Source organism: Opitutia bacterium ISCC 52, assembly GCA_014529675.2.
In the GTDB taxonomy this organism is placed as follows: Bacteria; Verrucomicrobiota; Verrucomicrobiia; order Opitutales; family UBA2995; genus UBA2995.
The window spans coordinates 1,705,514-1,727,634 of the sequence record CP076040.1; the positions used below are offsets into that span (position 1 = coordinate 1,705,514).

Annotated in this window: 15 protein-coding genes; 1 reads left to right on the forward strand and 14 read right to left on the reverse strand. The window is 52.4% G+C overall.

Going from position 1 to position 22,121, the window contains the following annotated elements; genetic code table 11:
* Positions 1–126: 126 nt before the first annotated feature.
* The 8 genes from GA003_07345 to GA003_07380 form a co-directional block, all read right to left on the reverse strand.
* Positions 127–1,488, reverse strand: a complete 1,362-nt coding sequence (locus tag GA003_07345; GenBank protein ID QXD29772.1) for an arylsulfatase — start codon at positions 1,486–1,488, stop codon at positions 127–129.
* A gap of 80 nt (positions 1,489–1,568) precedes the next feature.
* The gene (locus GA003_07350) at positions 1,569–3,497 is read right to left on the reverse strand and encodes a VCBS repeat-containing protein (protein QXD29773.1); all 1,929 of its coding nucleotides are present in this window, start codon (positions 3,495–3,497) and stop codon (positions 1,569–1,571) included.
* Between the two features lie 136 nt (positions 3,498–3,633).
* Complete coding sequence (locus tag GA003_07355) at positions 3,634–5,172, reverse strand: sulfatase-like hydrolase/transferase (GenBank protein ID QXD29774.1); 1,539 nt, start codon at positions 5,170–5,172, stop codon at positions 3,634–3,636.
* Positions 5,173–5,678: 506 nt separating this feature from the next.
* The gene (locus GA003_07360) at positions 5,679–7,457 is read right to left on the reverse strand and encodes an arylsulfatase (protein ID QXD30368.1); all 1,779 of its coding nucleotides are present in this window, start codon (positions 7,455–7,457) and stop codon (positions 5,679–5,681) included.
* Positions 7,458–7,519: 62 nt separating this feature from the next.
* Entirely contained in the window at positions 7,520–9,001 is a 1,482-nt protein-coding gene (locus GA003_07365) for a sodium/solute symporter (protein QXD29775.1), read from the reverse strand.
* A gap of 219 nt (positions 9,002–9,220) precedes the next feature.
* Complete coding sequence (locus GA003_07370; protein QXD29776.1) at positions 9,221–10,195, reverse strand: dihydrodipicolinate synthase family protein; 975 nt, start codon at positions 10,193–10,195, stop codon at positions 9,221–9,223.
* A 106-nt stretch (positions 10,196–10,301) separates the two neighbouring features.
* On the reverse strand, positions 10,302–11,585 hold the full coding sequence (locus GA003_07375) for an AGE family epimerase/isomerase (GenBank protein ID QXD30369.1): 1,284 nt from the start codon (positions 11,583–11,585) through the stop codon (positions 10,302–10,304).
* A gap of 25 nt (positions 11,586–11,610) precedes the next feature.
* Positions 11,611–12,792: a glycoside hydrolase gene (locus tag GA003_07380; protein QXD29777.1), complete on the reverse strand. Its 1,182-nt coding sequence runs from the start codon at positions 12,790–12,792 to the stop codon at positions 11,611–11,613.
* A gap of 189 nt (positions 12,793–12,981) precedes the next feature.
* Here GA003_07380 and GA003_07385 point away from each other — a divergent pair, with 189 nt between their 5' ends.
* Positions 12,982–13,773, forward strand: a complete 792-nt coding sequence (locus GA003_07385; GenBank protein ID QXD29778.1) for an AraC family transcriptional regulator — start codon at positions 12,982–12,984, stop codon at positions 13,771–13,773.
* 599 nt (positions 13,774–14,372) lie between these two features.
* Here GA003_07385 and betC read toward each other — a convergent pair.
* The 6 genes from betC to GA003_07415 form a co-directional block, all read right to left on the reverse strand.
* The gene (gene betC / locus GA003_07390) at positions 14,373–15,944 is read right to left on the reverse strand and encodes a choline-sulfatase (protein QXD29779.1); all 1,572 of its coding nucleotides are present in this window, start codon (positions 15,942–15,944) and stop codon (positions 14,373–14,375) included.
* 52 nt (positions 15,945–15,996) lie between these two features.
* Entirely contained in the window at positions 15,997–17,151 is a 1,155-nt protein-coding gene (locus tag GA003_07395) for a glycoside hydrolase family 88 protein (GenBank protein ID QXD29780.1), read from the reverse strand.
* Positions 17,152–17,175: 24 nt separating this feature from the next.
* Positions 17,176–18,375 (reverse strand): CoA transferase, encoded by a 1,200-nt coding sequence (locus tag GA003_07400; protein QXD29781.1) that lies wholly within the window; start codon positions 18,373–18,375, stop codon positions 17,176–17,178.
* Between the two features lie 19 nt (positions 18,376–18,394).
* On the reverse strand, positions 18,395–19,210 hold the full coding sequence (locus GA003_07405) for an enoyl-CoA hydratase/isomerase family protein (protein QXD29782.1): 816 nt from the start codon (positions 19,208–19,210) through the stop codon (positions 18,395–18,397).
* Between the two features lie 70 nt (positions 19,211–19,280).
* Positions 19,281–20,612 carry an exo-alpha-sialidase gene (locus tag GA003_07410; protein QXD29783.1) on the reverse strand — a complete coding sequence of 444 codons (1,332 nt, stop codon included), beginning with the start codon at positions 20,610–20,612 and terminating at the stop codon, positions 19,281–19,283.
* A gap of 49 nt (positions 20,613–20,661) precedes the next feature.
* Entirely contained in the window at positions 20,662–22,098 is a 1,437-nt protein-coding gene (locus tag GA003_07415; protein ID QXD29784.1) for an aldehyde dehydrogenase family protein, read from the reverse strand.
* Positions 22,099–22,121 lie beyond the last annotated feature (23 nt).

The window sequence follows — 22,121 nt, forward strand, 5'->3', positions numbered from 1 at the left end:
TCTCAATCATCAATCTATCCACCTTTGGGCTGACAAGCGACATGCACTATGCATGAAATCATTCTGTCGATCTGGAATGCGGGCAGTTTCATTCGTAACAGAGTTCTGGATACGCATATGTGATGTTCAGTGGACAGGCCAGTGAGGAGATGGTGTGTGCTCTGCTGTTAACCGAATTTCAAATTTTTCAACCAATTTTGGGTATTGCGATGAAACATCTACTTTTTCCTGAGGATCTGTTTCCAGATCATACAATTCCAGTTGGCCGTCCATTCCGTAGCGAACTGCTTTCCATTTTCCCAACCTCCCGGCCTGCCAAAGTCGTCGCTTTGGGTATTCCCAATATAGAAACCGTTCTGAGAGTTCGTCTTGCTTCTCCCCGAGTATCGTAGGTAGCAGACTTACCCCATCCAGATTTCCCGGCAGTGGCGCATTCGACAACTTCGCAAGCGTTGGCAAAACGTCCACAAACATCCATGGCGTGTCATTGCTTTCTCCTGCTTCAATGACTCCTGGCCATTTCATAACCAAAGGAACCCTTAAGCCACCTTCGTAAACCGTTCCCTTGCTTCCTCTTTGACCGGCTGCAGAATCAAGAAAGGTGGTCCGATCATTTCCGACCGCACCGTTGTCTGAAGTAAAAAATACCAGGGTGTTTTTCGTGAGGTTCCATTGTTCGAGTTCCTCAACAATTTCCCCGACGTAGCTATCCAGACGGGAGACCATGGCCGCATAGATCTTCACATCCTCCGGCCAATCCTTTTCAGTGTATACACCCAGGTAGGGCACTTCCATCAAGGAATGCGGGATGGTAAGCGGGAGGTACAAAAAGAACGGATCCTCCTTATGTGAGCGAATGAAATCCAGGGCAAAGTCCCGCATTAAATCATTGGAATAGATCTCTCGTTTCCCGTTCTGGTTTTCAGGAATGGGCATTTTCTCAAGATTCCGCCAAAGGAAATCTGTGTAGTAGTAAGGAGCATGATTTTGGTTCAGGTAACCAAGCCATTCATCGAAACCCATTTGTGTAGGAGTTGCATTAGACGTTGGTTCTCCGATCCCCCATTTCCCTGATATTCCTGTGTCGTATCCAGCCTGTTTCAACACCGACGCCACCGTGGGTTCATTGCCGATAAGCGATAAGCGTCTGCTTCCCTCGCCAAACTGTTCCAGTTCTCCACCTTTTTTCGGACTATTATTCCGAATCCTCGCATGTCCGCTATGCAATCCCGTCATCAACACGCCACGGGCCGGAGCACATACCGGAGAGCCCGAGTAAAACTGAGTAAAGCGAGTCCCCTCCAGAGCTAATTGGTCTACGTTTGGAGTTAAAATCTTTTCCCCACCAAAACAGCCAAGGTCTCCATAGCCTAAATCGTCGGCCATGATGAAAATAATATTAGGCGGTGCGTCCGATCGGTCAGGATCGGCCCCCACACCGTAGCAAGAGAATAACAGGAGTAACAAGAGTATGGGTATGGATTTCATCGGTACATCTTTCTAGAACCACCTGGACATGTTTCTGTTGGTTCAATTGTCATACGGGCCAGACAGGCATTAGAAATAGTTTACTTCCAGCTTATGTGTTCACGACGGTAGTAAATAAAACGGCCGTACTCGGTGCCGACAATCAGGTCGGGTTCATCGCTGAAGAAGGCTGTCGCAGGTGAGCAGGAGTGTTGGCCTAGGTGAACCGGCTTTCCCCGGTGGTGCATGAGCTTGGGATAGGCGAATACGGGCTTTTGGTTGGTTCCTTTGTTTTCCAGCAGGAGCACTGCGGCACCAGCCTTATTGCGCGACCAGGGTAGGCCACTTTCATCAGCCACGGGCACAGTGCCGTGCCGAGGGGTACCCACGATGAGGTCAAAATCTCCATCGCCGTCCCAATCGACGGATTCGAACTTGGTACGACCCCGACCACCGGCATTGAGAAAATTCGCATGAATGGGAGAGCCGTCTTCCAACAACAACTTACCGCCATCTTCCAGGTTGTAGACATCAACTTGGTAGTAGAGGTGAAACTGATCGTCATCATTGAGTGTGATGTAGACCCGTCGACCATTCAGGGTATCGATGCCGGGTCGGGTACGCCAACTACCATGCATGTCCAGATCGTCGAGGTAGAGTGGCTTTTCTGAAGCTAGTTGGGGATTGGATTTCGTGCCCACATTCAAATACACAGAATGCTTGCCCCGCACATCGCCCATGAGGATGTCGAAAAGACCGTCTCCATTCCAATCGTAGACGTTGGGGCAGGTGTAACCCCAGCGGGCTTCACCGGGACCTTGTATGCTCCCATATTGGCCCTGAATGTGGACCAACTCTCCCGCGGCGGCTATACGTTGAGGTGAAGCAAATTGCGGATGCTCGTTGTCAGCCAGGTTCTCAAAAAACAAAAAGAATCCTTGGGAATTCCCCGCCACGATATCCAGGTTTCCATCGCCGTTCCAGTCGACGACATTGGGTACGACCAAGGTGCCCCCAGATAACTCGGCTGACGCCTGCTGGACTTCTCCCATCGGCTGGAAAGCGATTCGATCGGGAAGATCCTTTTCAGGCTGTCTTTGATAGTAGTACATGCCTCCTTCGCCTGAGGCCAGGATATCCATTCGCGAAGAGTCACCCGAAGGATAAGCCATGACGTTGGTCCAGGTTTCTGGATGGCGTAGTGAGATACCTTGCTCATCGACGACCGGATTCTTAGTAATGCCCTTACTTCTATTAGGTGGCATGAAGCCAGTCAGGGAATGCAATCCGCCAAGCAGAGTTCCCAAAACCAGTCTGGGGTCTCCCTGATTATTCAACACGGCCATCCCATTGATGCCGAATTGCCCGCCATTCTCGTGGCTTAGGATTTCCTTAGCCATCACCTTTGAAGGAAGGTCGTTCAATGGAAACTCCACCCGATAGATCGCACCCCTCGGAATGCCGCCCATCCAGATGCCGGATCCATCAAAGGGTCGGTAAGTGATGTTGCGGTGGTGCACCAGGGTCGGTTTGTAGCTAACATCATCTCTTACGCTTAGGAACAGGGTGAGTTGCCCGTCGTCACTGATTGAGGCTGTGGCTGAACTGGGTAGTCGTGGGATTCCAGAAAGGCTGATTCTAGATTCGACCATGAAGCGCAGTCCGTTCTTGTCGAAGCGAGCAATGATAATTTCTTCGTGCAGTACCCAGATTCCAAGGACATCAGAATTTGAAGCCTGAAACACATAGCCCGCAACCGCATGATCCTGAAGCGAATGATTCTCCAGTTCGGGCAGCTCCGATGCATCGATTTCTATGGGCGGAGAAAATACGGGCACACCGTTCGGGGCATCATTAACATAGCGATACAGTTGAAAGCCCGGATACCAACGATCGGAACTGACAAAGATATCCGGACGCTCTCCCTTATAAACATGGGCAAATCCGAGGGGCGTTGAACTGATCCCGATGGATGCTAAGGGACCTATACCCTCCTCGCCACCAACGAGGATAGGTTGTCCGCTTGCCATGAGTTTCCTATTCTGCGCCGTGGCGAAGGTGGCCAGAAATAGAGAGGCGCAAAGTAGAGTACGTGTGAGAGGGAAAATAAAAGCCATTGAATGTTGTAACGTATATTTGAATACAGATTTCATAATAGGAATAACCTTAATAGTCGTGCCCGGCAGCGCTTCTGGTGCAGGATTCGATCCAGGACTCCAAGGTCTTGCGCATCCGACTAACGCGGTCAGGTTGCCGGGAAGCAATATCGGCTGCTTCTCCTGTGTCTTTCTTCAGGTCGAACAGCATCCATTGTTTACCGCCATTCACTGAGAGGAGTTTGTAGTGCTCGTCTACCAGCGCCATTTGTTTGGTGCCTGGTTCTGCCAGGACATCCTTGGCACTCTTTACCGGTGCCTGGAACGCAATGGGTTCACCGCGTTTTTGTCGCTGTCCGGTCAGGAGTGGCATTACATCCATTCCATCTAAGGGCGGCTGGTTTTCTGGTAACTCCACTCCGACAGCTTTCAGCAAAGTCGGATAAAAGTCGCTGGTGCTCATTGGAGCTTTGATTACACGCCCTTCTGCAAGTTGATCCGGCCATTCGACGATGGCTGGAACTCGGATGCCACCTTCCCAAAGCGTGGCCTTCTTGCCTCGGTAAGGGCCGGCTGAATTAAAATCGTGGATGTAGGTTGGCCCGTTGTCTGAGCAGAACCATACAATTGTATTTTCTTGAAGATCGTGCTCTCGCAGCCAGGCGCGTAATCGGCCTATTTGTCGATCCATGGCCGTGATGGCTCCAAACCAATGTTGGGCCGGCATGGGCTGATTGCTATAGCGTTCCCGGTCTTCGTTGGAGGCGACGAGTGGTGTATGGGGTGTGTGAAACCAGACCAGTGAAAGGAAGGGTCGATTAGCTTCAACCTGCCGCCTCATAAAATCGATGGCCCGATCCATCGCCAACTCCGATTCATAGCCACCCAGCCATTCGTCCACCATTTGCCCCGAACCAGTCCAGTAACTGGCCCGCCAGCGATGACCTCCCGTTCGCTGGTTAAAGGCAACAGATACGGTTTGTAGATGGCGGTAGTCGTTTTCCCCATACGCGCCACCGACATGGTAGATGGGATTATAAGTTGGTACCATGGATTCCGCCGAAAAGCATTCATCAAAACCATTTTCCCAAGGAGGTGAATAATTGGCAGGATCAATCGCACCCGGAAATTCACTTTGTTTCAAAGTTTTGCTCAGTCCGCCCACATGCCACTTCCCGAAATGACCGCTGGCGTAACCATGTTCCCGCAAAACTTCGGCAATCGTGATCTCTTCCCGTTTGAGGGGAGCTTCGCCCGCCCATTCAATTCCGTAACGAAAGGGATGTCTTCCGGTCAGGCAGCTGGCCCTGGTAGGAGAACATACCGGGAAGGCCGCGTAAAACTGATCCAGGCGCACGGCCTCCCGCGCCATCGTATCGAGATGCGGGGTGTGAACCGTGGAATTCCCGTTGTAGGCGACATCTCCAAAGCCCAGATCATCCGCCATGAGCAAGATGATGTTTGGCTTTGACAGGTGGCTTCGCCCTTCGGTTGATTGTCGCTCTGCTCGAAACACCACAGGCGGCTTTTCGCTTTCTGCTGCCAAAAGGCCAATGGCGTAAAGCGACAAAGCGATCAGAAAGGTAGAAATTGCCTTAGGTCGATTCACAACCAGCCACTCGGTTCGGAGTTTGTCCGGCTGAGCGGGTGTAAATAAGGCAATCTGGCCTGCCCCTTGACAAATGTTGTGTTTGCGCCGCTACCCACGTACTGGTCCTTGGCGTAAACGTGGGGCTGGAACATCCAAGGATTCGGGGTGGTTTTTGATGATACGCGATGAATGAACCATTGACCCTTTTGCGATGCCAAGGCGTCCAAAATTTCTCCCACAGAATGGTCGAGATCCTGGATAAAGTCACCATAAACACCACATCCTCTGCTACCTCTCATTTTTTCCGATGTATTTACGGGATTATGGATTGCTACAGTTGCAAAATACAAAAGAAAACGGTTTATCTGGATTGTTACGTACCGAATGAAAAATCTATTCACAGGCACGACGGCCAAAATCATTGGAAACCTCTGGTATCATGCGCTGCCTAAAAGTACCATGAGATTGGGAGCCAATTTCTCGATTAATCTCATGTGTAGTTGTTTCCTAATACAATATGGCTTTCACCGCTTCCTGACGTAGGCATAAAAGGCTCCGACTTCAACGCCTTCTCTGGTTGTAAAAAACGAAGACATGCGAGTCTTTCCTGCTAGTAAGTAAACTCTGAATACGACCTCTTTGGCACCGGGTTTGACCGGAGCTTCTACGACTTGATCGCCAATACGGACCGTGGCCTTGACGGCTGGAACGGCGTTGCCGGGACTTGCTCGGAAGGGAGTCTCGCCGGGCACGTCATCTCCGGGAGGAAGCGGGGCGTCGATCGCGATGTCGACTTCCACGGGCCAACGGCGCAAACGGATTTCGTAGTCGCCGGCCTCGACCACTTTGACGTTCCAGTCGCCGATCACCGCCGGATTGTCCATGGCCTCACGTACGAAGGCTTGGTTCCAAGGGATCTTGACCTTGGTGTCCTCGACCATCCAATCATGGCTGGTCAGCAGGGTTGGATTTTCGGCAGGGTGGCCCAGATGGATCGCAGGAATATTTTTGAAAGTGGGTTTCAGTTCGGCCCACCAGTCATCGTAGAAAGCTCTGAGCCGGGCCATTACTTTGGGATGCGCATCCGCCACGTTGTTCGTCTGTCCCGGGTCCTGCTTCATGTCGTAAAGTTTCTTGCCGTTTACCAGTCGCCATCGGTTGGTCATGACGGAACTCTTCTGCCATTTGACGGGATCGATTACCCGTTGAGAGTCGGTGATCAGGATCCGGTCTGGCCAGGTGCCGTCGGCCAAACGGGCCTTACCCTCCAGTAAGGGGCGAATACTGCGGCCGTCGAAGTTAACGCCTTTGGGTGGAGCGATCCCGCATAAATCGATCAGGGTGGGAAACAGGTCGACGTGCGCGGTAATGGGTTCAATATCCCGGCCGCCGGTGAGTCCTCCTTTAGGCCAATGGACAAAGAATGGGACTCGATGCCCTCCGTCATACTCGCTGGTCTTTCGGCCACGCATGCCGGCGTTGAAAATTTTGTCCCCTGTCTTGGTGCCGTTGTCGGTGGTAAAAATGAAGATCGTATTGTCCGTCAGTCCTTCTTCCTCGAGAAAGCTGCGGAATCGGCCGACGTTGTAATCGATGTTGGCGATCATGCCGAGGAAGTGACCGACATAGACACCGTAATCTTTTTCGTAAGGATCCGCGAATTTCTGAGGAGCATGCATGGGCCAATGCGGAGCGTTGGTGGAGATGTAGGCAAGGAAGGGCCTGTCGGCTTTTATCTGGACCTTGATAAAGCGCTGGGCGTAGTCGAACCAGACGTCGGTGCAGTAACCCTCAGTCGGTTCGGGCTTCCCATTGTGAAAGTAGGTATCGTCGAAGTAAGCGTTGTTCCAGTAGTCGGACGTTTCGGCGATGGTGCCACCGCCATGGCGAAGCACCTCCTCGAAGCCGCGATCTTCCGGGCGGTAAGGATAGTTGTCGCCCAGGTGCCACTTGCCAAACATGCCGGTGGCGTAGCCGGCCTCCTGAAAGACCTGGCCCAAGGTGACCGCGTCCTCCCGCAGCAGTGAGCGGCCGAAGGTGGTGTGCCAGGCTCCCATACGGTTGGGCCAATGACCGGTCATCAGCGCCGCGCGGGTGGGCGTGCAGGTTGGGGCCACATGGTAGTCGGTCAGGCGGACCGACTCCTGGTAAAGCTCATCGAGGTGCGGGGTCTTCAATACCGGATTGCCGTGGCAGCTCAGGTCGCCATAACCCTGGTCGTCGGTGAGGATTAAAACCACATTGGGTCGATTATCAGCCGTCGCCGCTTTGACAAACGACAGAATCGCCGCGACGGCAATCATTGTGAGTGTTGGTATCCTATTGATGTTCATAGCTTCCAGTTAAACTACAGGTTAGGCAGGTTTTAAACGGTGTCCTTGTTCTGTTGGCCGCCTACCGGTAGTAGACTGGCAAGAGCGCCGACCGTGGCTCCAGTGACGAAGGAGGCAGGCATCATCCACTGAAAAGTCAGCCCAAATATATTGAAATAGGCTACGGCGACCGCCATGGCGATACTGCACAGGACGGCAACATGCGTGCCGAAAGAGTTGGACCAGGGCACAAACATAGCCAGGAAAAACAGAAGGAATAACGGTGCGACCAAAAGGGTGCCGATCTTGTAGCAGAGTTCCAGGATGTTACCTTCGATCTGGCCGATCAAAGAGCCGAGCAAAACCACAACTGCGCCAATAACGAGGGAGACGTATTTGGCCAACCGGACGCGGCTTTCCTCGGAACCTTTCTGCTTGGATGACAAGCGGTCAAAGAAGTCGGAGGTGATGACCAAGCAGGCTGAATTCAAACCCGACGAGAGACTGGACATGGCGGCAGCCAGCAGGCCGGCGATGACGATGCCGCTAATTCCCCTTGGCAATCCTTTTACGATGTAGATCGAGAGCAACTTATCGGCGTCATTCAGAGGTGACTGTCCGGCAGTCAGCATTTCCGGCCTTAATTGGAAATAGGCCAGAATGGTCAGGCCCACAGCTGCCAGGAAGGGCCAGAGCAACAGGTTGCCCAACAAAGCCGTGATAAAGGTTCGGCGCGCTGCCTTGGCGTCCCGTGTAGCCAGGTATCTTTGAATGGCCATTTGATCGGATCCGGCGGTGCAGACAAACCAGGTAAAATAAGAAAGGGCCGCCCCAACAAAAGTGAACCGCACGGCAGGGTCGTACCAGAACACTGGTTTCTGCCAGTGCTCGGGCCACTCTTTTGGCCACCACGGGTCCACGCCTCCCAACTCAACCGATATGAAAATCACTATCAGGATGGCGCCACCCAGAAGAATGACCGTTTGAATGACATCGGTCAGCACGACCGCCCGTAGACCGCCCATCGAGGTGTAGAGCACGGTCACCATACCAAGGACAACACAAATCCAGGGCACTGAGGACGAATCCAGCCCCATAACCGGCGCCAGCACGACGTCCGCCGTGGCGAATATCACCAGCGACATCCAGCATAGCCGCAGGATCAGGAAGAAGCAGGACCCCATCATGCGAACGCTCAGCCCGAGTCTGGTTTCCAGGATTTCGTAGGCGCTGGTGACGCGCAGGCGCATGATGTAGGGAATCAAGAACCATCCGACGACCAACGCGATAAAAGGAAGGGCGACCAACTGGGCCAGGGCCATGGGCCCGTATTTGATCATCTCGCCCGGGATTCCCAGGTACGTAACCGTGCTCAGAAGCGAGGCAAAGAGCGAGAGCCCTACCTTCCAGGGCGACATGTTTCGGCCGCCCAGGAGGTAGTCATCGGTGGTACTGGTGCGTCTTGCATAGTACCAGCCTACGGCTAGCATTCCCAGCGCAAACGCAAGGACAACACACCAGTCTATAAAGGCCATAACATGGGTCTTCCGATACTTACTTGGTTATTTAAATTCAAAACGTAATCTTGCGAACTAGGGAGTGTGTGTGAATTCTGGAACGAGAGGATGAGATGAGATATGGAGTTCAAAATATAGTCCAAAAACGAGGTGAATCGAGATTCATCGAGTTTGCAGCCCTGAATTTTGAGGACAAAGCTCGCTCAGCCTCGACATGAGTGAATTTACAAACACTCCCTAGAGAACACCCCAGTTCCTAAGGACATCCTTGACCTGCTCTTTGTCAGCCTCGTTGAGGTTGCACATCGGAGATCTCATCCGTCCGCCTGGAAGGCCAATGGCATTCATTGCTTCCTTGCATACCGCTTGATAAGTGAATGTATCATTCGAAGCAATGTAGTCTGAGAGGACATGTGGGCATGGTCCTTTTTCCTGACCGAGTTTTGAAATCAATTCATGATAAGGCGCTGTCATGTCCATGAGCCTTCTCAATTCATCAAAGTCTTTCGCCTCGGCTGCCCGTGAGAATTTCAATGGAATCTCTGGAGCAAAGTTGCAAAGCTCAGTCACGAATGCCGGGCAATCGAAGATTACCTCAAACGGGAAGAGCATCTGCCCCGGGCCGCAAACCATGATCATGTCTTCCGGATCGAGCGCCTTCTGCATGGCATAGAACGCCAATGCGTTGGTGGTGTTTTCCTTGTTGGCAATGATGTTGTCGACCTTGGAGAGGCGCGCCATGAGAGCAGGAGGTATCCACAGTTTGCTCGTCGTCGGGTTGTTGTAGACCATGATGCCGATATCGATACTGGTGGCGATCTGTTCGAAGTGCCGACACAATTCTTCACCGCTGCAAATATGATAATACGGAGAAACCACCATGATGCCGTCTGCGCCGGCTGCCTCCGCGTGTTTGCTCATTTCGATCGTGTATCTGGTTCCGGCACGGGCAGTTCCGACTATAACGGGCAGGCGGCCATTCACTTCTTCGATGACAATTTCAGTTGTTCTTCTGCATTCGTCATCGTTCATTGCGTAGAATTCGCCAGTGCTTCCGTTTACAAGAAAAACACCTTCACCCTGCATATTCTCAACGGCGTGGCGGACGTTGTGTCGCAGGGCCTTTTCATCAAGCGCTTCGTTTTCATCGAAGGGCGTCATGGAGAGGTGCACGGGACCCCGTATTCGTTTTTTCAGTTCTTGAGGATTCATTGGCATATGTTGCTATTTCTTTTGATATTGTTTCGAGTTGCGGCGGCTTGATCGTGTCGGATGACGGATCTAACGCCTTTGTGTTATTAAAATTCCTTCAGTCATTTTAATCGGGATTTTGAACAGGGAGGCTGCTCTCCGCGAGTTGCTCGAGCCGGACCAGGCATTCCATGATCGACCGCCCGCTGTGATAGAAGGCTTTCCAGGGATTGCCGATATCTCCGACCCAGACCTTGCCCTCCCTGTCGAGCAGTTGCCGCCATTCCCCAATCCGGTGGTTGATCATGTGGCGATTGGCAAAGTCCCAGGTCTTTTGAAAAGCGGTTAGATACTGTTCGTCGTTGAAATTCTCATACGCATCGAGATAGCCCACCAGCGCCTCGCTATTTTGCCACCATTCCTTATCTTTCACGATAGCTTCGCCTTCGTGAGGTCCATCTCGAAAAACTCCGCCCAGGGTGTGGTCGAAGCCATATTTCAAGGAATGATCCACCAGGCTTCGGGTCAGTTTCGCGTAAGGATCTTTCGGCATGCCCAGCGTCTCGATAGCCCGATGGAGAAGCCAGGCGAGTTCAACGTTGTGACCGTAGGAGGTACTGTCGACCGGACCTTCTATAACTTCCCCGGTTGCCCGCTCTGCATTCCAGGTCCTTTGGATGTCGATCGGAGGGATCGGTGTGAAATCGAGACTGAAGTGGTTCAGGCCGCATCCGGCCTTCTTATCGACCATTCTTGACAGGATGACCTGGATCACTTCTTCCAGCTTTCTGCGATGGATCTCCTTTCCGCTGGCCTGGGAGAGAGTCGTAAACGCTTCCATCAGGTGCATGTGGATATCCAAAGACTTTCGGTCCCCGCCAGCAAAGCCCGGGGCACAAACGCTCCAGTCGGCTTCCAGATTTTCGTAATAGCCGCCCCGCCAGGTATCGGCGGCAAAGGTCTGGAGGAGATCGAAGGTCTTCTGGGCAAAGTCCAGACCTCGTGGATCGCCCGTGGACAAGGTGTACTGGGCCAGGGAATAAATGGCGAAGCTTTGTCCATAGACAAGTTTAGCCCCGTCGATCAGCTGACCGTCGCGTCTGACTTTCCAGAACCATCCGCCCTGTTCTGAATCCCAGAAATGATCCAGCAGGAACTCGAAGCCCTGCCGGGCAGCGTCTTTGAAATCCTCACTTTCCGGATACATTGTGAAGGCCGCAGAGAAGCCCCAGATCATCCGGGTCTGCGTGACGAGCATCTTGTCTGTGTCGTCCGTCGGCTTGCCTTCAGCATCGAAGGAGGTCAAATAACCTCCGTGCTCCTTATCTACTCCATTTTCCAGCCAGAAATGAAGGATGCCCGTCTCCAGGTGTTCCTGCATCTGGAGGCGTGTTTCAGTCATGCGGGACATTGCTTTACTCATGATCCCTCCCCTTCTATGGGGTGTCGATCCACCAGTGTAATACGTTGGTATTGCTCAACTCATAGGCGTGCGAGGCCTGGATCAGGAGCCGGTTCTTGCGGTCGGGATTCAAAGCTCCGACCACGAGTCCATTGGAATAGGCCCCTAGCCCGTGCTCACGCATCCGCAAAAAAACACCTTCGTCCCAGTTAAGGCCATCACTCGATGAATATAGAACCATGTGCCCCTTTTCTTTGCCCAGACTTCCGCTCCGCCCATAGAGGAAATAGGAGCCGTTCATCCTGGTTAACTGGGGATTCCGCATCTTTTTCGCAAAGTGGGAGGTCTCTACCTCGGACCAGGTACGGCCTCCATCGTCGCTCAGCACATAATCCATGTTGAATTCGTCGTTACGGTTGTAGATGTAGGCGACCAGGCTTCCGGATTCCAGTTGCTCCATGGTTCCGTAGGATTTGCCTTCCGTATCGAAAGGAAGTTGGCTGCGCTTCGTGAAGGACCGGCCGCCATCCTTGCTGGCATACAGCTCGTAGACATGTTCCGGCTTGTTGCCCAGGAAGTTGATCTCGTTATCGTTGGCAAAATACAGTGCGAGGATTTCTCCATCGACATAGCGGGCGTCATAGACACGTCCTCGTTCATTCACCACGGTGAGCGGCTCGCTCCAGGTCTGGCCCTGGTCCCTGCTAATGATGTAGGTCGGGATCTGGAATCGTCTCCAAACCGAATCCGAAGTGATATTACAGACGAGAAAGAAAAGAACTATGTCCCCGTCATCCGTCAGAATGGCTTTTTCAGCAAACGCGGAAAACTTTTCGCCTTCGGGTCCACCGTTTTGTCCCGACTCGAAGAGTTGTTTCGAATAGGATAGTACTTCCGGATCACTCCAGGTTTTGCCCCCGTCTTCGGAGCGTTTATATTCCATCCAACCCACGGCCGAGTGACCTTTATTGTCGTTCGAACAATTCGGATAGAAGGCCAGGATCTTGCCGTCCGCATACTCGACGAGCGCGTGACCCAAATGTCCGCTCCGACCGGCCGGGTTATGGTCCACAAAGAGGATCCCGTCGTTGGGTGGAGCCGGCGGATAAACCTCGTAAACTGACCCTCTATTACTCTTCAGGCTTTCTGCAAATGACAGGCAACAGAGAACGTGGCAAATGATTAGAACACTGGAAAAGCGGAGATATTTATTCATGTGTGTAGAGAAGTTCTTAAACGTGCCGGTACTGGCAAACGGATTTGCCGGTACCAATTGGGCGTGAGGCATTTTAGTAATGAGTATTTGCTTCACTTCCAATTAGTTTTTGTATTATAAGGGATAAAGATCCCCATTTGAATACAATTTAGAGGCATAAAAATACGGAAAATACGCATGCATGAGGAAATGACCCTTTGCCGTTGTCACGCCGAAGCTCCCTTACGGGTCGAGTTGTGCGGCATATCCTATTGCGACGGCAGCTATCGCAGGCGGCGCAACAACTCCAGGTTCACAGTGATAGAGTACATCATTCGCGGGAAAGGAACGCTGGAGGTAGGTGACCAGGTGTATCATCCCCAAAAGGGTGATGTATACTTCGTGACTGAAGGCAGCGAACATGAGTACAGAGCAGATCCTAACGATCCCTGGACGAAGATCTGGTTTAATACCTCCGGCCCACTACCATTGGCTTTACTAGACATCTACGGACTTCGAGGTGTTAATCACATTCCGTCGGTCAGCGTTGAGCCCCTGTTTCGTGAGGGCTACGAAGCCTGTGTTGAGGATCCCAACCAAGCGGAACAGGTTGTAGCCATTACGCTCCATAATATTTTCCTGCAAATCTCAACGGTGCTCCGCTCAAGGCATCAGAACGCTTTTAGGCGAAGCCAGAAACTGCACGATTATCTTGAAAGTTGTGTTGAAGAGACTCCCAGCTTGGACGATATGGCAAAGCTCATAGGACGATCACCCTCCCAAACGATACGCATATTCAAACGTGAATGGGGCATAACGCCCTACCACTTCCTCATTGAGCGAAAGCTTATGAAGGCAAGGGTACTGCTTACTGGGAGTGTCAAGTCCGTCAAAGAAATTGCCTACCAACTCGGCTTCAACAGCGAGTACCATTTCTCCGCCCTGTTCAAAAAGAAGGCCGGCATGTCTCCCAAGGCCTATCGCAATTCCATTGTGCATTGATAAATGGACCGCGAGTAAACGGTCGGACTCAGTGAACTTTATCGAGTTCGATATAGACGACTTCTTGAAGGCGTAGAATCTGCTAGAACTTTCCCTGTGGTCTCTGCCACAGGGTTACAAATTCACTTTCGATCTTCACGAATGAATTGAGAAGGCCTGACATCGCCCTGCGGTCCTGGCCGAAGGGTAGGACAGGAAGCCTGGTGATACCCCGTGGTCTTGCCACGGGGTAAGGCTTTCTGAGCGTGGCGATTTCATTCCAAATTCTGGAATGTTTGGATCAGGTAGTGAATGGGCAGCAAAGTCCCATTCCAACCAATAATCGTGCAGCACAATGCTATTATGTGTATCGTGTTAAGAAAACCTAATTAAGGATTTTTTAGTAGTTATTATTTGAATACACGTAAATGAATAGGACTGGAATAAATCGTGTGCTTTTCAACCGTATCCGAATACTGAGTGATACTACCCACTATGTTTTACAGGATGGGCACTTCGTTTTGTCGTCATTCTCATTCTTCGGTAACCGCCATCTCTAGTCCCACAAATAGTTTACAAAAGTGGATGATGAAAGCACGGTCATTGATTTCATGAAAATGTCACTCGGTCCGTGGCTTGTCCGGTTGAGCCGGTTCGACATAGGGCAATCTGGCCTTTCCTTTGACGAAAGTCGTGTTTGCGCCGCTGCGCACATACTGGTCCTTGGCGTTTGAGGAAGGCTGAAAGACCCATGGATTCGGGGTGGTCTTTGACAGTATGCGATGAATGAACCACTGACGTTTTTGCGATGCCAAGGCGTCTCGCCGATACTGATCCGGGTTCCAGACCCGCAGCAATTCCTCGTGCATACCGGACAACACCTCGGCATAGGTTTCGTTACCGGCGAGATTGTTTAACTCGCTGGGATCGGCTTCCAGGTCGAACAGCAGCGCCGGATCCGTTTCACAATAAACGTATTTAAACTTTCCTTTCCTTACCATCAGGCAGGGAGCATAGGTCCCCTCAGCTGAATATTCAGCAAACACTGGATGTTCCCAAGGATTACTCTCCGTCGACAACAGGGGCAGCAGGCTATGACCTAAAATCGGCTCAACGTAGTCGACCGGCTCATCCTCGATTCCCAGTTCAACAAAAGTAGGCAGCAGGTCGAGCAAGGAAACGGTCTTCGAAACGCGGCGCCCCTTCAACGGCGATTTTCCCGGCATTCGCACGATCAAGGGTACGCGAACCGAACCTTCCAGCAATGACTGTTTGTACCAGAGTCCCCGCTCGCCCAGCATTTCGCCGTGATCTGAGGTGAAAACGACCACCGTCTCTTCCTTCAGGCCTGAGTCCTCGAGTGCAGTCATAAGCTCCCCGAGCTTGTCGTCGATGTAGCTTAACATGCCGTAGTAAGCACGTCGGGCATTGCGCACATTGTCTTCGGTGACAGTGTATTCGTCGATGTGGAACATGTGATGCAGACGCCGTGAATGCGCATCCATTTCCTCCAGGGAAAGTGGGGGTACATCAGGCATGTCGATCTCATCCTCCTCGTAACGATCCCAGTGTTCGCGACTGGCAACGAATGGACTGTGTGGCTGCGAAAACGAGACCGTCAGGAAGAAGGGTTGAGGCTCTGGTTGGCGCGCAAGATCGTAGATTTTCTGTACCGCTTGGTGGGCTACTTCCTCGTCGTAATCAAGCTGCAAGCTTCTCGCGCAGGGACCGGCCTCGATTACCGTACGCGGACTGATCCCGGTTGGCGCCCAGGGGATTTCCGGGGTGCCGGCCCGCCAGTCGGGCCCCCATCCGAAATCAGAGGGATAAATATCTGTAGTTAGCCGCTCTTCGTATCCATGAAGCTGATCCGGTCCGAGAAAATGCATCTTTCCCGACAACGCGGTATGGTAACCGAGGTGGCGGAGGTAGTGCATCATTGTCGGCGCCGAGGCCGGCATTTCGCATTGGTGATCGAATACGCCCATTTCCGAAGCCATCCTTCCGGTCAACATCGAGAATCGCGAAGGCGCGCAAATGGGATTGGTGCAATAAACCGTATCAAAAACCACCCCTTCATCGGCTATATTATCAAGGTGGGGCATTTTTACGACCGGGTGACCATAGGCCGGCAGGAAAGCCGGATTCACCTGGTCTGCCATGATGAGAAGAATATTGGGTTGCTTGGACATTCTGTATTTAGCTTTCAGCCATTGCGGTTAGTTCTTAATGAACGGGTATCAATCAGCAACATCCAAGGATATCCCAAAGCTCGGGGCGGCGCAGCTTTACGAGGGCTTCCATGAAATAATGGTCGCCGTACATTATCGATTCATCCACACCGGAACGGCGTGGGTAATCCACGGTTCCGTGCATCAGTAAACCCGGTTTATCCGGATGATCAAAATAAATGCAGGTATCGATCAAACCATGGACCATTCGCTCACCAGCCTGGGTGTACCTCTGCTCTCCAGTTCGGCGGCCCAGTTCGATCAGTCCACTGGCCGCAATCGCGCCTGCAGCAGAGTCCACCGGCTCATTGGCATCCTTCCGGTCGAAATCCCAGGGCGGGATGGTTCTCTCACCCATTTGGTTGAGGAAGTAATCTGCTGTCTTTCGTGCCGTCACCATCAATTCATCCGACTCCAGAATGGCTCCCATACGGGTAAATCCGTAGAGGGTCCAAGCCTGTCCGCGGGTCCAGCAGGATTCGTCATGCGCGCCCTGATGGGTACCTCTGTGTGTGACCTCACCCGTGTCCGGATCATGATCGACCACATGATAAGTCGCACCGTCCGGGCGGATGTGCTGCTTGCGGATGGTCTCGGCCGTCTGCACGGCGATTTCGTGCAAGTGGTTGTCGCCGGACTCTTTTGCCGCCCAGCAGACGATCGGCAGATTCATGATCGTATCGACAATCGCCAGCGCCAGGTACTCCTGTCCTTCGGACGGATCCCAGGCTGGAATGTACGCGCCTGTCGGAACGAAACGAGAGGCCAGGGACTGGCCGGCGGTAATCGCCAGCGATCGCAACTGTTCGTCGGCCTTGATATTGTGGCCACGTACGCAACTAGGCTCGAACAGGAAACCCATATCGTGAGTCGAGCAGTCCGTAGCCCGTGGAGCTAGGCGCAGAGCCCAGGACCGTGCTGTCTTTAGGATGGCCGGATCCTCTCGCAGCGCTCCCGCAAGCCAGAGCATTCCCACAAAGAATCCACCCGTCCAGCGCGCGTGTTCACTGAGCAACCAATCACCGTCTTTCGTCACATGTGGAAAGGTGGGTAAGCGGTCTGCATCGCGCAGGCATTTGGCTATTCCCAGGTCAAGAGCTCTATCAAGAATACTGCTGTTTTCTGCTGTAGGATTCGTCTTCATGCCTTTTTCCGCTTCATGATTCATTCTGTTTTCGTAATTGAATAGTCCTCACTCCTCGGGGTCCTCATATAATACACCCTTGGAAAAGTACTCCTCTATTTGATCCTCCGCGAAGCCCAGATCGTTAAGTATATCCCTGCCGTCCTGTCCACAACGGAGAGCAATGTGCCTGAGCTCTGGGACCTTTTCATCGTAACGCAAAGGGTGGTTGATCAAGGTGGCCTTTGATTGTTTAATAGGCACTTCCCGCAGCACTTGGTTTGCCGCGACTTGAGGATCGGTGCGCAGGTCACTGTAATCTTGTACCCGTGCATACCAGATGCCTTTTTGGTCAAATTTTTCGGCCATCTCCGACAGGGGCAATTCCTTTAACGATTTTGCCAGCTCATGGGCAAAGGCATCCCGTTCCTCGAGCAGATCTTTTTCCGAAAGTTCCCTTAGCAATTCGTTATTGAGGATTTCTGCCAATGAACCGGCGGTGTTATTCATCGAAATAGCCACAAAGCAGTCGGCCATTTGATAGATGCCGTAGGGCGCCGGATGATACCAGGTTGCCAAGTGGGAATCTCGCTTGAACACTTCGCTCGTCAGATCCGGTCGACTCAAGAACGAGGTAAGCGGCTCGGTCTGCAAGTCCAGGGCTGCATTTAAAAGATTTCCCTCGATATGCGTGCCCTCACCGGTTTGAAGCTGTTTAGCATAAGCCGCCGCAATTCCCATCGCTATGAGGGTTGAACCATGCTGATCGATAAGGGCGTTGCCTGCCGGGACCGGGCGCGCTCCGTAGTCGCCCATGGCGGCGATCATTCCACTACGCGCCTGAGCCAGCATGTCCTGCCCGGGTGCGTCCTTCATCGGCCCGGATGAACCATAGCCAGTAGCCGAAACGTAAATGATATCGGGACGGATCTTGCGCACTTCCTCCAAACCGTAGCCGAGCCGATCTAAAACCCCAGGGCGAAAGTTTTCCACCAGGACATGCGACTGCTTGATGATGCGGTGAATGACTTCCTTGGAATCCGGATGCTTCAGGTTCATGGCAATGCTGCGCTTATTCCGGTTGGCGGAAAGGAAGAAGCTGCTTACGCCATCGACAAAGGAATCGCCCCCCGACCACTTGCGCTCGAGCGGTCCGCCTGGAGGTTCAATCTTGATAACGTCTGCCCCCATATCCGCCAGATACTGTGTTGCCGCCGGTCCATGTAAGTAGTGGCAGAAACTGATAACCTTCATCCCATCAAGTAGCATCTTTTCGTCCTTTCTGTATTTAACGGTGTTTGTAATTCGGAGCTCTTTTATTGAAAAAAGCGTCGACGCCTTCTCTGGCATCTTCGGTCGCGAAAACTTCATCACTCATAGCCAGGCTTGCCTCCAGCACTTCATCCCGGGACTTGCCCTCAAAATCTCGTATTCCCTTTTTCATGATCTGTACGGACTTTGCCGGTCTGTTTGCCAATTCGGTCGCGAACTCAACCGCCGTATCGAAGACTTTTTCTTTCGGCACCAGCCTATTGAGAAGTCCCCAGCTCAGCGCCTGTTCTGCAGGTATAAAATCGCCAAGGAGAAGCATTTCCTTGGCGCGAGATTCACCGATCAGACGCGGAAGCCGTATAAGACCGGCGCCGGGGTATACCCCTAACTTAATTTCAGGCAGGCCAATCTTCATATCCATTTCGCCAATCCTGAAGTCACAGCATAAAGCCAGTTCAAATCCTCCGCCGAGAGCAACTCCCTGCATTGCGGCGACAGTCGGTTGAGGCAAGTCGTCGAGGCGATTAAAGACTTCGTTTTCATAGCGAAGCTTTCTCTCAATAACCGTTCCGGTCTCGATATATTCAGGAAATTCTTTTATGTCCGATCCAGCTCCAAACGCACCGCCTAATGCACCGGTTACAACCAAGCTTCGAATCGAGGGATCATCCTTGATTTCACGCAATGCCTGATCGAACATCTCGGTCATTTCGCGGTTAAATAAATTCAATGGAGGACGGTTCAGGGTCAGGATAGCCACCCCGTCTTGTCTCCTCTCCAGCGTTACCATTTGCGGTGGGCCGGTGTCGTGTTCAGTAGTGTCTTTTGTCATTGGCAGAATATTGCTGTAACGAATGGGTGGATACAAAATTAGTTCGGTGTTTATCCGCTCCGGTAGTTGTTCAAGGGATGGACGCGGGAAAGAAATAACCAGGTTCGGGGTCGAAGGATCTCAGGGAGGATCTATTAAGGGAATAGAGCTCCGACAGAGGAATTTGGACTGCTTCCATATTTTCCTTGTTTACTGAATAGATTACCCACAGGGAATCGCCGACCACAACCGAATGTGGATACTGGTACCCAGCCCCCTTGAATTTCCCCTTGTGCCTTAGCGGCGGCGCTATGAACTTGATGACGGCCATTCGATCGAAATTGAGACCGTCCCGAGACAACGAGATGGCAAGCATGGAGCGACCGCCCTGGCGTGGCGTCATGGGCAGGATGTTGTTGATCGCGTAGACCTGGCCATCCGGCAGCTTCCCGGCATTGGTTCGGGCAACGGAATCCGGGAAATTGGTCCTTGTAGGGATTGTCCATTTTTTGCCCCCATCAAAGGAAAAGGAAACGTAATTACAACGAGGCCGCGATGCATCCACCTCGGCGCGGGATTGAGCGTGGATGCTGCCGCCGTCACGATAGAACCGCGCCCAAGTGCCGTCGGCGAGCTGCCAAGGCGGACTCGGTTCATTCATGCGGTGGTCATCATCTGAATCCGGGTATTGTCTGGGGCCGAAGAGGAGCTGTGGCAAGTTGGCCGGCTCCTTGAAATAGGCCTTGAACTTTTCAACAAGAGAAGGATCTCCCACTGGACGAGCAGGATAGCCGGGCTCTGCTTTAGGAGCTTTATCAGACAACCAGAATATATCGCCGAGCGATCCATTCGTTCGCACCTCTCGAGCTAGGAATCCGATCCGGACCCGCGATACCTCATTGAAACGATAAACCTTTTCTTCCAACTCCCTGTCAGCGCAGGTGACGGCGTAGAGTCGATTGTCGATCACGGCGAATCCTTGCGAGGTTTGAAAGGGTTTGGGGCTTTCCGTCTCGGAAGCGGGCACGTTGTCGGCAAGCGGCGGAAACAAGACCTTCGGTTCGGACCATGTTTCTCCGTCGTCTAGCGAAAACCGGAGAATGCTGTGCTGGCCCGAAGTATTTTCGTCGCGGGCCTGACTGTCCCAGCAGCCGAAGAGAACTCCTTCGAAATAAGCGAGGAATCCGTGGTGGCTGAACGTTCCATTCTCCGGGGTTCCACGCCAAAGCTTTGTGGTTCTCACGTTTTCTAGAAAGTGATATCGATGATCCGGCGCATCTCCAGCCGTCCATTCGACCACTGGCATACTAACCGGTTGGGCAACCGCCTCTGTCAGACTCACGGTCACCGGGAGTATCAGCGAGAAAGCAAGAGAAAATTTGTCGATGACATTCATGAGGAGCGCTATTGGCGGGCAATGCATGACAGGAAGGTTTTGTCACCTGCCTGGACGATTTTTGCCGATGGAAGCATTAGTATTGGTTTTTGAATACGAGTGTTTTTAGCTGGCTCATCTCCTCGAGTGTGAATCGTCCGCCCTCACGTCCGATGCCGCTCATTTTGTACCCGCCGAAGGGTTGGTCGGCAGAGCGGTAAAGGCCGCTTCCATTGAATACGCAGCATCCCGTCTGCAGGGCTCGAGCAATTTGCATGGCCTTCCCCTGATCGCGTGTCATCACGCCGCCGGAGAGCCCGTAGATGGAGTTGTTCGCTATTTCAATGGCTTCTTCAATGGTGTCGAAGCCGATAATGGGCCAAACCGGTCCGAATATTTCCATATCCCGGGCGATATCCATATCGGGAGTAACATCCGTCAGCAGAGTCGGCTCAATAAAGGTACGGTTGAAACGTTTGCCGCCAAACAGCAGGCGTGCTCCTTGTTCGACTGAATGTTGAATTTGCCGCTCAATATCGATCGCCGCTTTTTCGGAAGTAACGGGTCCGAAGGTCGTATTTTCGTCATTCGGATCTCCGACTTGGATGGCCTTGATTTTCTCCAGAAGCTGGTTGGTAAATTCCTCCCGGATCGAGTTCTGCACCATAAAGCGTTTGCTTGCGCAGCATATCTGGCCTGCATGCACGTGCCGCCCACAGAAAGATTCGTGGATGGCCAGATCCATTTCGGCGTCCTCCAGGATGATCAATGCATCATTTCCTCCCAGCTCCAATGACACCCGGTGTAAATGCTCAGCACAATCCTTGGCAATTTGAATGCCGACTTCCGTGCTGCCGGTTAAACTGACCACATCGATATCTTTACTCGCCACAATGTATTTGCCGACTTTGGAGCCACTGCCAGTGAGGATTTGCACAGCGTTCGGTTCAACGCCGCTTTTCAACAGCAGTTCCGTCATCACGATATTACAAAGCGGGGTATCGGAGGCCGGTTTTACTATCACGGCATTGCCCATCAGCAGTGCAGGGATTGCTTTCTGAACATAGAGCGAAATGGGGCTGTTGAACGGGAGTAGACAGAAGACGACTCCCCAGGGTTCTCTAACAGTTAGGACCAGATCGTTCTCTGCGATGGGATGGTTTCCTGGCGCGAATGTTTCGCCGCCCAGCGAGCGGGCGGCTTCGCAAAAGTTCCTGATTAGGAGCGTGGCCACGTTGATTTCTCCAGCGGCCAGGGTTTCGGTTTTTCCCATTTCCTCCATGCCCAGTTTGATGAGGTCTTCTCTGGCTTCCTTAAAGAGCTCTTCGAAGGCGTACAGGGTTTCTATTCTTTTATGCAGGGGTACTTGTGCCCATGTTTTGAAGCCTTTCCGCGCGTTCAACAAAGCGTGGTCTATGTCCTCCGTCGTTGCCATGGGTACGGTATCGACCACCGTATGCGTGGCGGGATTAATTACCTCTTGAACCGCGCCATCGCTCGCTTCGACATTTTGTCCCCCAATAATCATCTTCATAGTCTGATTCCTCCTATTATAGG